The sequence below is a fragment of the Erwinia aphidicola genome (genome assembly GCF_024169515.1).
GTDB classification, from domain to species: Bacteria; Pseudomonadota; Gammaproteobacteria; order Enterobacterales; family Enterobacteriaceae; genus Erwinia; species Erwinia aphidicola.
In genome coordinates this window covers 757,753-772,264 of the sequence record NZ_JAMKCQ010000001.1, presented here as the reverse complement: position 1 = coordinate 772,264, position 14,512 = coordinate 757,753, and the positions used below count along the sequence as shown (strand labels likewise).

Below are 14,512 nucleotides of genomic sequence, written 5' to 3'. Positions count from 1 at the left end.
CTTTTCCCCCCGTTTCGTCCGCAACTTTCTTCCATTCCTGAACCCTGCTCGCATGCCGAATGACACGCGCTGCAACACGCTGATCTCTCTGGATAACAGCGCATAAAACGCATTTCCCGTGCTGGTATCTTTTGCCCAGAAGCGCAGAATTCCGCAGATGAAAACGCATAACCTTAGCGGATTCACCCTGCTGGAAATGATGGTGGTGGTGACCCTTGTTAGCTTACTTAGCCTCGGCGGTTGGCACGGCTGGAACAGCTTTCAGCAGCGGCAACAGCTCAACGACAGCGCGCTGCAGATCCAGCGCCTGCTGCAGCGGCTGCGTAGCGATGCCAACTGGCACAACCGCACGCGGCTGCTGTGGCTAAAACCTGGCGCTGGCTGGTGCCTCGGTGCGGGAGAGGGCGCACAGCCGTGCTCTACGCCGGGCCCTCTGCACTTACGGGCGCCGTACCCGGGGATCGTGGTACAGACGCTGACCGACGGGATGGGTTTTTATGGCAAAAAAAACGCCGCCCGTCCGGGGAGGATCGTCATCGCAGGGGAAGCCGGCGAGCGGCGGATTATCGTCTCCGCGCGCGGCAGGGTGCGCATCTGCGCGCAGGACAGCGAGGAGTGTCGATGAAGGCGCACGGCTTTACGCTACTGGAAACTCTGATTGCGCTGGCGGTGGGGAGCGTGCTGATGCTCGGCGCAACCCGCTTCCTGCCGCTGCTGCAGGGGCAGAACCTGCGTCTGATGATGCAGGTGCAGCTCAATGAGGAACTGCTGCAAATCGTGCAGACGCTGGAGAAAGCCATCAGGCGCGCCGGCTACTGCCACGGCGACTGCCATGGCCCCGCCTTCAGCCTGCAGTCGGCGGGCAGCTGTCTGCTGCTGCGCTGGGATGAAAACAGTAATGGCAAATGGGAAGCGGCCGGGCGCGATGACAGCGAGTTGTATGGCTACCGGCTGCGGGCGGGCAGCCTGGAGATGCAGCGTGGCGTCAGCAGTTGTGAAGGCGGCGGCTGGGAGCGGCTCAACGACCCGCGCCTGATTGGCATTAGGGATTTTAAGGTGGCGCGTGCGGAGCGGCAGGTAAAAATCACCCTCGGCGGCTATGCCAAACGCGTACCTACCGTGACGCAGCGCGTTGAGCACTGGCTGACGGCGGAAAATCTTTAATGTGCGCAGTGATTGAACGGCAGCGCGGTAGCGGCGCACTGCTGATGGTCATCATTATCCTGCTGATGGGCACGCTGTTGCTGAACGCCACCCGGCGTCAGCTCAGTGACTCGCTTAGCCTGGTCGCCGACCAGCGCCTGTATCTGCAGCAGCAGGCTGCGGCAGCCTCGGCGCTGGCGTGGGGGGGGCGCCTGCGCTGGGGCAGGGAGGCGGGCTGGCAGTGCCAGCAATTCACCGCGTACGCCTGGCGCGCCTGCCTGCAGCGCCTGCCGTCTGCTATCTTGCTGCGGGCGGATAGCGGGCCGGGTACGCTGGCGTGGTATCGCTGGGTTGCAGAGCGTGCTGGCAACGGCGTGCGCGCACTGCCGCACGGCTGGCTGGATTTCTGCCCGCTGGCAGAGAAAGGAGCCTGTGATGTTGACCAATGAGCAGGGGTTTAGCCTGGTGGAAACGCTGTTTGCACTGCTGCTGTTCAGCCTGAGCTTTACGGCACTGATGCACTATCAGCAGGCGCTCGGGCTGGGGTTCCAGCAACAGTGGCAGCAGCGCGAAGCGTGGCGTAACGCGCAGCAAAGGCTGGAGGGCCAGGAGATGCCCGGCTGGCGCTCCACGCTGCAGGCGCGCAGCGGCCCGTCAGGGTGCCAGCTGCTCAGCGCGCGGGCGACCGGCCCCGCCGGACGCAGCGCAGAACTGACGCAGCTACAGTGCCCGGCGAACAGGGGTTAACAGATGCTATTTTTCAAGCCGTGCCGAACGGGTTACAGTAGCCGTCGGCGCAAATTAAAGGACCGTGACATGTTTACCGTTTACCACTCCAATCAGCTGGATCTGTTAAAAACGCTGGCCTGCTGGCAGATTGAAAACCAGCCGCTGCGCGATCCGCTCCGTTCGGAGGTGGTACTGGTACAGAGCCCGGGTATGGCGCAGTGGCTCCAGATGTCGCTGGCCGAACAGTTTGGCATTGCGGCGAACATTGACTTCCCGCTGCCCGCCAGCTTTATCTGGGATATGTTCGTGCGCGTCCTGCCGGAGATCCCGAAAGAGAGCGCATTTAACAAATCCAGCATGAGCTGGAAGCTGATGGCGATCCTGCCCGCGATGCTGGCGGACGACGCGTTCACCATGCTGCGCCACTACCTTAGCGACGATGACGACAAGCGTAAGCTGTTCCAGCTCTCCTCCCGCGTTGCCGACCTGTTTGACCAGTATCTGGTCTATCGCCCGCAGTGGCTGAACAGCTGGCAGCAGGGGCAGCTGGTTGACGGGCTGGGCGAGGCGCAGATCTGGCAGGCTCCGCTGTGGGCGGCGCTGGTGGAATATACCCATCAGCTCGGCCAGCCGGAATGGCACCGTGCCAATCTTTATCAGCGCTTTATCGCCAGGCTGGAAAGCGACAGCACGCGCCCACCCAACCTGCCGGACCGGGTGTTTATCTGCGGCATCTCCGCGCTGCCCCCCGTCTATCTCCAGGCACTGCAGGCGCTGGGCAAACACATTGATATCCACCTGCTGTTCACTAACCCCTGCCGTCACTACTGGGGCGATATTCAGGACTACGGCTTCCTGGCGAAGCTGCAAAGCCGTAACCGCCGCCACTATCAGGACAACCGTGAAATTCCGCAGTTCCGCGACGTCGAGAACGCCTCTTCGCTGTTCAATGCCGATGGCGAGCAGCAGCTGAGCAATCCGCTGCTGGCCTCCTGGGGGAAGCTCGGGCGTGACAACCTCTATCTGCTGGCACAAATGGAGCCAAACGAAGTTTTCGCCTTTGTCGACATCGAGCCGGTAAACCTGCTGCAAACGTTAAAGCGCGACCTGCTGGAGCTGGAAGATCATGCGGCGATTGGCCTGAAGCAGAGTGAGTGGGCCAGCAGCAGCAGCAAGCGCGTGCTGGCGGCGGAAGACCGCTCAGTCTCTCTTCACCTCTGCCACAGCCCGCAGCGCGAGGTTGAAGTGTTACAGGACCGGCTGTTGGCGATGATGGACGCCGACCCGAGCCTCACCGCGCGCGATATCATCGTGATGGTTTCGGATATCGACGCCTACACGCCGTTTATCCAGGCGGTATTTGGCAATGCCCCGCCAGAGCGCGCGCTGCCATTCGCAATTTCTGACCGCAGTGCCAGCCAGGCGCATCCGGCGCTGCAGGCGTTTATCTCCCTGCTCAGCCTGCCGGACAGCCGCTTTACCGCCGAAGAGGTGCTGGGGCTGCTGGAAGTGCCGGCCGTGGCCGCCCGATTTGCGGTCGATGAAGAGGGGCTGCGCCTGCTGCGTCACTGGGTAGGGGAATCCGGCATTCGCTGGGGGCTGGATGATGACAACGTGCGCGAGCTGGAGCTGCCCGCCACCGGCCAGCACACATGGCATTTCGGCCTGACGCGCATGCTGCTCGGCTACGCGATGAACAGCGAAGCGGGGGACTGGCAAGGCATCCTGCCCTATGACGAGTCGAGCGGGCTGATTGCTGAACTGGCGGGCAACCTGGCGGAACTCCTCGCGCAACTGCACCGCTGGCGGCAGTGGCTGAGCGAGGCGCGCCCGCTGCCGGAGTGGCTGCCGCTGTGCCGTCAGCTGCTTGACGACTTCTTTACCCGCGATGCCGAAACCGAAGCGGCGCTGGCGCTGATTGAAGAGCAGTGGCAGCAGGCGATCGCCAACGGGGTGCAGGCTGGCTATCAGCCGGCGGTACCGCTGACCATCCTGCGTGACGACCTGGCGGCGCGCCTCGATCAGCAGCAAATCAGCCAGCGCTTCCTCGCCGGGCCGGTCAACTTCTGCACCCTGATGCCCATGCGTTCCATTCCCTTTAAGGTGGTGTGCCTGCTGGGCATGAACGACGGCGTTTACCCGCGTACGCTGCCGCCGCTCGGTTTTGACCTGATGAACCAGCAGGCGCAGAAGGGCGACCGTAGCCGCCGCGACGATGACCGCTACCTGTTCCTTGAAGCGCTGAACTCGGCGCAGCAGCAGCTGTACATCAGCTATATCGGCCGCTCGATTCAGGATAATACCGAACGATATCCTTCAGTGCTGGTCAGTGAATTAGTGGAGTACATCAGTCAGAGCTTCTGTCTGGCCGCCGATCGTGACAAAGATGTTGATAGCAGCGCTGAGGCGCTGATCGACCATCTGCACCATCTGCACAGCCGCATGCCGTTTGCGGCAGAGAATTATCGTGAGCAGGCGGAGTTTCGCAGCTTTGCCGCCGAGTGGCTGCCCGCCGCCGCCGCCCGCGGTACGGCACATCCCCCGTTTATGCAGGCATTGCCGGATGAAAGCGAAGAGATACTGAGCTTTGACAAGCTGGTGCGCTTCTGGCGCCACCCGGTGCGGGCATTCTTCAGCCTGCGCCTCGGCGTCAGCTTCCAGCTGGAAGAGACCGCTCTACCGGATGCGGAGCCGTTCTCCCTCGACGGTCTCAGCCGTTATCAGGTCAACGCACAGCTGCTGAACAGCCTGATCGACGGCAGCGAGAGTGACCGTCTGTACGCGCGCCAGCGTGCCGCCGGGGCGCTGCCCTACGGGGCATTTGGTGAACTGTTCTGGCAGGAGCAGGAGCAGGAGATGAGTGAACTGGCCGGGCGCATACGCGAACAGCGTGCCGCTGCGGAGAGCTGGGAAATTGCGCTGGAGATCGGCGGCCTGACGTTAAGCGGCTGGCTGACGCAGGTGCAGGATAACGGCCTGCTGCGCTGGCGGCCCGGCATTCTCAACTTTAACGATGGCCTGACGCTCTGGCTGGAACACCTGGTGTATTGCGCGCTGGGCGGCAGCGGCAGCAGCGTAATGATGGGGCGCAAAGAGAGCGAGTGGCGCTTCCCGCCGCTGCCAGCAGAGCAGGCTTTGCAGCAGCTGGCTCACTATATTGACGGTTACCGGCTGGGCATGTGTGCCCCGCTGCTGCTCACCGCTTCCGGTGGGGCCTGGCTCAAAGAGTGTTTTGATGATAAAACCGGCGTGGTGCAGCGCGATGATGCCACGCAGAAAAAAGCCCGGGCGAAGCTGTTACAGTGCTGGCAGGGCAATTATCAAATTGACGGTGAGGGCAGCGATCCGTATCTGCAACGCCTGCTGCGTTCGCTGGATGAGACCGGCGTGCAGGAGATGACTCAACAGGCCGAACGCTGGCTGTTACCGTTATTGCAGCATCATCGCCCGGATTAAGCATGTTTTCAGGACATTCAGGCTGACATCCTGTAGTGTTTTTGATTTAGGCTGTGTCCCGCAATGGGTCGTGGTGCGGTCGTAGCGCCAAAATTGCGGGACACAGCCTGATGACTTAGCGTGCGTGACACAGCCGTGCGCTGAAATCTGTAAGCCGATATTCAACCGGCAGGAAGCCGGAGAATAACAGCCCGTTGAGGAGTTTGAATGCGTCGTTATGCAGTCTGGTTAGCTTGTTTTGTTTCCGTCACGTTGTTCGCCCCGCTGGTTCAGGCGCAGGATGGCTGGCAACCGATTACTGAAACTATCCGCAAAAGTGAGAAGGATCCTCGCCAGTACCAGGCCATCAAGTTAGACAATGGCATGACCGTGCTGCTGGTTTCCGATGCGCAAGCCACTAAATCGCTGGCGGCGCTGACGCTGCCGGTGGGTTCGCTGGAAAACCCCACCGACCAGCTTGGGCTGGCGCACTATCTGGAACATATGGTGCTGATGGGGTCAAAACGCTATCCGCAGCCGGATAACCTTGCTGAATTCCTCAAAAAACATGGCGGCAGCCACAACGCCAGCACCGCGTCTTACCGCACCGCGTTCTACCTGGAAGTGGAAAACGATGCGCTGCAGCCCGCTGTCGATCGCCTGGCCGACGCCATCGCCGAACCGCTGCTCGACCCGGTGAATGCCGACCGTGAACGCCATGCGGTTAACGCCGAGCTAACGATGGCGCGTTCGCGTGACGGGCTGCGGATGGCGCAGGTTGGTGCGGAAACGCTCAACCCCGAGCACCCGAGTTCACGCTTCTCCGGCGGTAATCTGGAAACCCTGCGCGACAAGCCCGGCAGCAAGCTGCACGATGCGCTGACCGCGTTTTATCATCGCTACTACTCCGCCAACCTGATGAAGGCGGTGATCTACGGCAATCAGCCGCTGCCAGAGCTGCAAAAAATTGCTGCGGCGACCTTTGGCCGTGTCGCCAACCACCATGCCACGGTACCCGATATTAGCGTGCCGGTGGTGACCGATAAGCAAAAAGGCATCATCATTCACTACGTGCCGGCCCAGCCGCGCAAGCAGCTGAAAATCGAATTCCGCATTGATAACAACAGCGATAAATTCCGCAGTAAAACCGACACGCTGATTGGCTATCTGATTGGCAACCGCAGCAAAAACACGCTGTCAGACTGGCTGCAAAACCAGGGCCTGGCCGATTCGATCAGTGCCGGGGCCGATCCGGTTATCGACCGTAACGGTGGTGTATTCTCGATTGCGATTTCGCTGACCGATAAAGGCCAGGCGAATCGCGATGAGGTGATTGCGGCGGTATTCAGCTACCTCAACCAGCTGCGCACCGAGGGGATTGATAAGCGCTACTTTGATGAAGTGGCGCACGTGCTGGATCTCGATTTCCGCTACCCGTCGATCACCCGCGATATGGACTACATAGAATGGCTGGTGGACACCATGCTGCGCGTTCCGGTCGCCGATACGCTGGTGGCCCCGTATATCGCCGATGACTACGATGCGCAAGCGATCGGAGCCCGGCTGGACGGCATGACGCCGGAAAACGCGCGCATCTGGTTTATCAGCCCCAAAGAGCCGCACAATAAAACCGCCTACTTTGTTGATGCCCCCTATCAGGTCGACAAAATCAGCGCCCAGCGCTTTAAGGACTGGCAGGTGGAAAGCGATAAAATCACACTGTCGCTGCCGGTGCTTAACCCGTATATCCCCGATGATTTCAGCCTGATCAAGGCCGATAAGGCTTATGCGCGTCCGCAAGAGCTGATGAATCAGCAGGGGCTGCGGGTGTTCTATATGCCAAGCCAGTATTACGCGGACGAGCCGAAGGCCAATATCACCCTTGCGCTGCGTAACAAGGCTGCGATGAGCACGGCACAGAACCAGGTGATGTTTGCGCTGAATGACTACCTGGCGGGCGTCGCGCTGGATGAACTGAGCTCGCAGGCGTCGGTGGGCGGCATTAGCTTCTCCACCAGCGAAGACGACGGCGTGACCTTCAGCGCTACCGGCTTTACCCAGCGCTTGCCGAAGCTGATGAGCCAGCTGCTGAAGGGTTACACCAGCTTCACGCCGACTCAGGCGCAGCTGGAACAGGCGAAATCCTGGTATCTGGAACGCCTGGATGCGGCAGACAAAGGCAAAGCCTTTGAGCTGGCTATCCAGCCTGCGCAGCTGCTTTCCCAACTGCCTTACACCCAGCGCAGCGAGCGCCGCAAGCTGGTGGCAACCATCAGCCTGCAACAGCTGATGGACTATCGCAAAATGCTGCTGGAGCAGTCTGCGCCGGAGCTAATGGTGGTCGGCAATATGACCCCGGATGCGGTGCGCAGTCTGGCCACCGAGGTGAAAACCCAGCTCAACTGTGAAGGCCATGAGTGGTGGCACAGTGAGCACGTCACCATCACGAAGCCAACGCTGGCTAACCTGCAGGAGGCGGGCAGCAGCACCGACTCGGCGCTGGCAGCGGTCTACGTCCCGGTCGGCTTTGAGGAGTATCAGAGCATGGCCAGCAGCGCGATGCTGAGCCAGATTATCCAGCCGTGGTTCTACAATCAGCTGCGCACTGAAGAGCAGCTGGGCTATGCGGTGTTTGCCTTCCAGATGCCGGTCGGCCGCCAGTGGGGCATTGGCTTCCTGCTGCAGAGCAACGTCAAGCAGCCTGCCTTCCTGCTGAGCCGCTTTAAAGCCTTCTACCCCACGGCGGAAAAACGCCTGCGTGAGATGAGCAAAGCGGACTTTGCCCAGTATCAGGCCGCGATGATCAACGAACTGAAGCAGCGTCCGCAGACGCTGGATGAAGAAGCAGGGCGCTTTAGCAAAGACTTTGACCGCGAGAACTACAAGTTCGATACCCGCGAGAAAGTGATTGCTCAGATCCAGGCGCTGACGCCGCAGTCGGTGGCTGACTTCTTCCATCAGGCGGTGATGGCACCGACCGGGCTGGCGCTGCTGTCGCAGATTTCCGGCAGCCACCATGGTAAAGCCGACTATGCCAAAGAGAAGGGCTGGACCACGTGGAAAGACCTCTCCACGCTGCAACAGTCGCTGCCGGTGAGCCAGGATACGCCATGAGCCAACGGAGGCCTGAGCGGCTTGAACCGTTAACTCTGCCGCTGCACGGTGAGCGGCTGATTGAAGCCTCAGCAGGGACCGGTAAGACCTTCACCATCGGGCTGCTTTATCTGCGCCTGCTGCTCGGCCTGGGCGGCGAGGCGGCATTCAGCCGCCCGCTGTCGGTCGAAGAGATCCTGGTGGTGACCTTTACCGAAGCGGCTACCGCCGAGCTGCGCGGGCGTATTCGCGCCAATATTCACGAGTTGCGCATCGCCTGCGTGCGCGGCGAGAGCCGCAACCCGATGCTCTCCGCACTGATGGCAGAACTGCCCGATCGCGACTGGGCGGCCTCCATGCTGCTGGCGGCGGAGCGACAGATGGATGAAGCGGGGATTTTTACCATTCACGGCTTCTGCCAGCGCATGCTGAATCTCAACGCGTTCGAGTCCGGTATGCTGTTCGAACAGCAGCTGATAGAAGATGAAACCCCGCTGCGCCGCCGGGCGACTGCTGACTTCTGGCGCCGCCACTGCTACCCGCTACCGCTGGCGGTGGCCAGAGTGGTGCGCCAGCTGTGGGCGGGCCCGGAGCAGCTGCTGAAGACCCTGTCACCGTGGCTGGGGGGCGAAGCGCCCGCGCTGAAGTCAGCGCCGCATCCTGACGAGACGCTGGAGCAGCGCCACGCGAAAATCATTGCGCAGATCGACGCGCTGAAACAGGCGTGGCTGGCGGCGGGCGATCTGCTGGCGCTGCTGGAAGCCTCCGGCGTTGACCGGCGTAGCTACAACAGTAAGCACTTACCTAACTGGCTGGAAAAAATCAGCCAGTGGGCGCAGCAGGCAACGGAAGATTACGAGGTGCCGAAAGATCTTGAGCGCTTCGGCCAGCGCGTGCTGCTGGATAAAACGAAAAAGGGTGAACCGCCGCGCCATGCGCTGTTTGACCAGATCGATGCCTTCCTTGCCGAGCCGCTATCGCTGCGTGACCTGGTGATTGCCCGCGCGCTGCACGAGGTGCGTTTTGTCACCCAACAGGAGAAACGCCTGCATGCGCAGCTGGGCTTCGACGACCTGCTGGGGCGCTTTGATGCCGCCCTGCAGCAGCCGGGCGGTGCGGCACTGGCGGCGGCTATTCGGCAGCGCTATCCGGTCGCGCTGATCGATGAGTTCCAGGATACCGACCCGCAGCAGTACCGCATTTTCCAGACGCTGTACGTGCGCCAGCCCGACAGCGCTCTGCTGCTGATTGGCGACCCGAAGCAGGCGATCTACGCCTTCCGCGGTGCGGACATTTTTACCTATATGAAGGCGCGCGCCGAAGTTAGCGCCCACTACACGCTGGAAACAAACTGGCGCTCTTCACCGGCAATGGTGGACGGCGTTAACCAGCTGTTTTTACGCCAGAACAATCCGTTCCTGTTCAGCGAAATCCCCTTTATCACCGTCGCCGCGGCGCAGCCGAACCAGACCTTAAGCTTTAGGCTCGATGGCCAGCCGCAGCCCGCATTGCAGTTCTGGCTGCAGCCGGGGGAAGGCGTGGGGGTAAGTGATTACCAACAGTTTATGGCCCGCCAGTGTGCAGCGCAGATCTGTCGCTGGCTCAGCGCCGGCCAGCTGGGTAAAGCGCTGATTGGTAAAGCCGATAAGCAGCGCCCGGTGCAGGCTTCGGATATCACTATTCTGGTGCGCAGCCGCAGCGAAGCTTCGGTGATGCGCGAGGCGTTAAACGGCCTGAATATCCCGTCGGTATATCTCTCCAATCGCGACAGCGTGTTTACCACCCCGGAAGCGCGCGAGATGCTGTGGCTGCTGCAGGCGGTGCTGGCACCGGAGCAGGAGAGAGTGTTACGCAGCGCGCTGGCCAGCAGTTTGTTTGGGCTTGATGCCCTGGCGCTGGATGCCCTGAGTCGCGACGAGCGCGCCTGGGATGCGCTGGTGGATGAGTTTGCCGGATATCGCCAGCGCTGGCTGAAACGTGGCGTGCTGCCGATGCTGCGCGAGCTGATGGTGCAGCGTCAGATGGCAGAGAATCTGCTGGCCTCCGATGGCGGCGAGCGTCGCCTGACCGATCTGCTGCATCTTGGTGAACTGCTGCAGGAGGCTGCTGCCACTCTGGACAGCGAGCATGCGCTGGTGCGCTGGCTGGCACAACAGCTTGAGCAGCCGGACAGCGCGGTGGCCAATCAGCAGCTGCGGCTGGAGAGCGACCGCCACCTGGTGCAGATAGTGACCATCCATAAATCTAAAGGGCTGCAGTATCCGCTGGTGTGGCTGCCGTTTGTGGCGAACTACCGCGAGGCGGATAACGGCGTCTATCACGACCGTCAGACCTTTGAAGCACTGCTCGATCTGCAGCAGGGTGAAGAGAGTGTGGAGCTGGCGGAGCAGGAGCGGCTGGCGGAGGATCTGCGCCTGCTTTACGTGGCGCTGACCCGTTCGGTGTATCACTGCAGCGTCGGCATTGCGCCGCTGATCAAAGGCAACCGTAAAAAAGAGGGCAACAGCGATCTGCACCGCAGCGCGCTGGGCTATCTGGTGCAGCAGGGGGAAGCGGCTGATGCCGCGGGCTTGCGCACTGCTCTGCTCGCGCTGCAAAGCGAAGCCACGTCACTGCTGGAGCCGGGCGAGCCTGATGACGCGCCGTGGCAGCCGCAGCGGGAGGAGGAGCAAAGCCTCAGCAGCCTGCAGATGGCGCGGACGCTGCGCGATGACTGGCGCGTCACCAGCTACTCCGGCCTGCAGCAGCACGGGCAGCCGACGGCACTGGACCTGCTGCCGCGGCTCGATGTGGATGCCGCCGGCGAAGCCAGCGCCGAGCGGCTGCCGCAGCTGACGCCGCACACCTTTCCGCGCGGTGCCGCGCCTGGCACCTTCCTGCACGGCCTGTTTGAAACGCTGGAGTTCACTGAAGCCGTTGACGATGCGTGGCTGATGCAGCAGCTGAGCGGGCAGGGGCTGGATGAAGCCTGGCTGCCGGTGGTGCGCGAGTGGATTACGCGCATTTTACAGACGCCGCTTAACGACAGCGGTGTCTCGCTTCACCAGCTGCCCGCCGATGCGCGCCGGGTGGAGTTACAATTCTACCTGCCGATTGAACGCCTGCTAAAAGCAGAAGCGCTCGACGCGCTGGTACGTCAGGACCCGCTGTCGGCGGGCTGCCCGCCGCTGGATTTCTATCAGGTGCAGGGCATGCTGAAAGGCTTTATCGACCTGGTGTTCTGCTGGCAGGGGAAATATTACCTGCTGGACTACAAATCCAACTGGCTGGGTGAAGACAGCAGCGCCTATACCCAGCAGGCAATGGCGCAGGCGATGCAGTCGCACCGCTATGATCTGCAGTATCAGCTCTACACCCTCGCGCTGCACCGTTATCTGCGCCACCGCCTGGCGGACTATGACTACCAGCAGCACTTTGGAGGGGTGATCTATCTGTTTCTGCGCGGCCTGGACGGCACCGATGCCAGCAATGGCATTTACAGCACGCGGCCCGCGCCGGAGTTTGTCGAGGCGCTCGACCAGCTGTTTGCCAAACAAGCGGAGAGCGGCGTATGACGCTGGCTGAATTACTGAAACAGGCGCAGAGCCTGCGCCTGCTGCGCGCGCTCGACGTGCAGTTTGCCCGGATGGTGGCAACTGAGCAGCAGCCCGCGCTGATGCTGGCGGCGGCGCTGGTCAGCCGCGATGCGGGAGAGGGGCACGTCTGCCTGCCGCTGGACCAGCTGCAGCCGGAAGCCTTTTTCGCCGGGCGTCACCCTGAGCTGGCGCAGGCGCTGTGGCAGGCGGCGGGCGCACCGGACGACTGGTCAACGCTGCTGCTGGCGCAGCCGGCGGTCAGCGACGGCAGCGCGGCAACGCCGCTGGTGCTGCACCAGCAGCGTCTCTATCTGCACCGCATGTGGCAGAGCGAAGGCGAAGTGGCGCAGTTTATTCAGCGCCAGCCGATCCCGCAGGTGCGGGAAGAGGCGCTTATTCGTCTGACGCTGGACCGCTACTTTGGTCAGCAGCCTGATGACTGGCAGAAGATAGCCGCGGCGGTGGCGCTCACGCGGCAGGTGGCGGTGATTTCCGGTGGCCCTGGCACGGGCAAAACCACGACGGTGGCGAAGCTGCTAGCCAGCCTGATCGAACTGTCGCCGGGTACGCCACGCATTGAGCTGGCGGCACCGACCGGTAAAGCGGCGGCGCGCCTGACGGAGTCGCTGGGCAAAACTCTGCAGAGCCTGCAGCTGGATGCTGCGGTGCTGAAAAGCTTTCCGCAGGAGGCGACCACGCTGCACCGGCTGCTGGGCGCGCTGCCCGGCAGCCAGCGGATGCGCTATCACGCGGCGAACCCGCTGCACCTCGACGTGCTGGTGGTGGATGAAGCCTCGATGGTCGATCTGCCGATGCTGGCCAGCCTGATCGCCGCGCTGCCGCCGCAGGCCCGGGTGATATTCCTCGGCGATCGTGACCAGCTGGCCTCGGTGGAAGCCGGTGCTGTGCTGGGCGATATCTGCCGCTGTGCCGAGTCTGGCTACAGCGTGCAGCGTGCCGCCGAACTGTCGCGCCTTACCGGCTGTGAAGTGGCAGGGCGGGACGATGCTGATGCGCCCCAGGTGCGCGATGCTCTCTGCCTGCTGCGCAAAAGCTACCGCTTCACGGAGTCTTCAGGGATTGGCCAGCTGGCACTGGCGGTGAATGCCGGTGAGGTGAAGCGGGTGGAGCAGGTCTTTGCCCAGGGCTTTAGCGATATCAAGCGTCACGCGCTCAGCAGCAGCGAAGACTATCAGCAGCTGCTGAATGAGTGCGTGGCGGGCTATCGTGACTATCTGATGCGGCTGAAGAGCGGAGCATCACCTGCGGAGGTGCTGTCGGCCTTCAGCCGCTTCCAGCTGCTGTGCGCGCTGCGCGAGGGGCCATTTGGCGTGGCGGGGTTGAATGAGCGCATTGAGCAGGTGCTGCGTGCCGCCGGACTTATCCGCCGTAATGTGGCGCTGTACGGCAAATGGTATGCCGGGCGGCCGGTGATGATCGCCCGTAACGACCGCGCGCTGGGGCTGTTTAATGGCGATATTGGTATTGCGATGCTGGATGACGAGCAGCAGCTAAAGGTGTTTTTCCCGCTGCCGGACGGCACGATTAAAGCGGTGCAGCCCAGTCGCCTGCCGCCGCACGATACGGCCTTTGCGATGACGGTGCATAAATCCCAGGGATCGGAGTTTGAGCACACGCTGATGGTGCTGCCAAACCAGGTAATGCCGGTATTAACGCGGGAGCTGGTCTACACCGCGATTACCCGCGCCAAACAGCAGCTGACGCTGTACGCCGATAAAGCGGTATTTAGCAGTGCGGTGAAAATGCGCACCCGGCGCCGGAGTGGATTAGTAGAGCGCCTGACGATTGCGTAGGGGCGGAGCGCTGTTTGGGTCCGCCCGAGGGTCGACCGGAAAAAATGGTCGACCCCTACGATTCACTTCAGGATATTCGGTGCTGCAGGTTTTTTGTAGGGGCGGACCGCTGTTTGGGGCCGCCCGAGGGTCGACCGGAAAAAATGGTCGACCCCTACAGTTCACTTCAGGATATTCGGTGCTGCAGGTTTTTTGTAGGGGCGGACCGCTGTTTGGGTCCGCCCGAGGGTCGACCGGAAAAAATGGTCGACCCCTACAGTTCACTTCAGGATATTCGATGCTGCAGGTTTTTTTTAGGGGCGGACCGCTGTTTGGGTCCGCCCGAGGGTCGACCGGAAAAAATGGTCGACCCCTACGGTTTACTTCAGGATATTCGGCTGCTGAAGGTTTTTTTGTAGGGGCGGACCGCTGTTTGGGTCCGCCCGAGGGTCGACCGGAAAAAATGGTCGACCCCTACAGTTCACTTCAGGATATTCGATGCTGCAGGTTTTTTTTAGGGGCGGACCGCTGTTTGGGTCCGCCCGAGGGTCGACCGGAAAGAATGGTCGACCCCTACGGTTTACTTCAGGATATTCGGCTGCTGAAGGTTTTTTTGTAGGGGCGGACCGCTGTTTGGGTCCGCCCGAGGGTCGACCGGAAAAGAGGGTCGACCCCTACGATTCACTTCAGGATATTCGGTGCTGCAGGTTTTTTGTAGGGGCGGACCGCTGTTTGGGGCCGCCC

The 14,512-nt window shown here is 61.7% G+C and carries 8 protein-coding genes; all 8 read left to right on the top strand.

Annotated features, from left to right (window positions below; all coding sequences use genetic code 11):
* Window positions 1-157 precede the first annotated feature (157 nt).
* Window positions 158-625 (top strand): prepilin peptidase-dependent protein, encoded by a 468-nt coding sequence (locus tag J2Y91_RS03495; protein WP_048917196.1) that lies wholly within the window; start codon window positions 158-160, stop codon window positions 623-625.
* Window positions 616-1,164, top strand: a complete 549-nt coding sequence (locus tag J2Y91_RS03490) for a prepilin peptidase-dependent protein (protein ID WP_133622857.1) — start codon at window positions 616-618, stop codon at window positions 1,162-1,164. The genes J2Y91_RS03495 and J2Y91_RS03490 overlap by 10 nt, the downstream gene beginning before the upstream one ends.
* Window positions 1,164-1,592 carry a DUF2509 family protein gene (locus J2Y91_RS03485; protein WP_133622858.1) on the top strand — a complete coding sequence of 143 codons (429 nt, stop codon included), beginning with the start codon at window positions 1,164-1,166 and terminating at the stop codon, window positions 1,590-1,592. Before J2Y91_RS03490 ends, J2Y91_RS03485 begins: the two co-directional genes overlap by 1 nt.
* A complete protein-coding gene (locus J2Y91_RS03480; protein ID WP_133622859.1) occupies window positions 1,579-1,890 on the top strand; it encodes a prepilin-type N-terminal cleavage/methylation domain-containing protein in 312 nt (103 codons plus the stop codon). The genes J2Y91_RS03485 and J2Y91_RS03480 overlap by 14 nt, the downstream gene beginning before the upstream one ends.
* Window positions 1,891-1,959: 69 nt before the next feature.
* The gene (gene recC, locus J2Y91_RS03475) at window positions 1,960-5,328 is read left to right on the top strand and encodes an exodeoxyribonuclease V subunit gamma (protein WP_133622860.1); all 3,369 of its coding nucleotides are present in this window, start codon (window positions 1,960-1,962) and stop codon (window positions 5,326-5,328) included.
* Window positions 5,329-5,535: 207 nt separating this feature from the next.
* Entirely contained in the window at window positions 5,536-8,421 is a 2,886-nt protein-coding gene (gene ptrA / locus J2Y91_RS03470; protein ID WP_133622861.1) for a pitrilysin, read from the top strand.
* The gene (gene recB, locus J2Y91_RS03465) at window positions 8,418-11,954 is read left to right on the top strand and encodes an exodeoxyribonuclease V subunit beta (protein ID WP_133622862.1); all 3,537 of its coding nucleotides are present in this window, start codon (window positions 8,418-8,420) and stop codon (window positions 11,952-11,954) included. The genes ptrA and recB overlap by 4 nt, the downstream gene beginning before the upstream one ends.
* Window positions 11,951-13,789 (top strand): exodeoxyribonuclease V subunit alpha, encoded by a 1,839-nt coding sequence (gene recD / locus J2Y91_RS03460; RefSeq protein WP_048917163.1) that lies wholly within the window; start codon window positions 11,951-11,953, stop codon window positions 13,787-13,789. Before recB ends, recD begins: the two co-directional genes overlap by 4 nt.
* Window positions 13,790-14,512 lie beyond the last annotated feature (723 nt).

What these genes read in the sequence shown, in the direction of transcription:
- J2Y91_RS03485 (WP_133622858.1), top strand. Translation starts at nt 1,164, where the DNA reads ATGTGCGCAGTGATTGAACGGCAGCGCGGTAGCGGCGCACTGCTGATG.
- recB (WP_133622862.1), top strand. Translation starts at nt 8,418, where the DNA reads ATGAGCCAACGGAGGCCTGAGCGGCTTGAACCGTTAACTCTGCCGCTG.
- recD (WP_048917163.1), top strand. Translation starts at nt 11,951, where the DNA reads ATGACGCTGGCTGAATTACTGAAACAGGCGCAGAGCCTGCGCCTGCTG.
- J2Y91_RS03480 (WP_133622859.1), top strand. Translation starts at nt 1,579, where the DNA reads ATGTTGACCAATGAGCAGGGGTTTAGCCTGGTGGAAACGCTGTTTGCA.
- recC (WP_133622860.1), top strand. Translation starts at nt 1,960, where the DNA reads ATGTTTACCGTTTACCACTCCAATCAGCTGGATCTGTTAAAAACGCTG.
- ptrA (WP_133622861.1), top strand. Translation starts at nt 5,536, where the DNA reads ATGCGTCGTTATGCAGTCTGGTTAGCTTGTTTTGTTTCCGTCACGTTG.
- J2Y91_RS03495 (WP_048917196.1), top strand. Translation starts at nt 158, where the DNA reads ATGAAAACGCATAACCTTAGCGGATTCACCCTGCTGGAAATGATGGTG.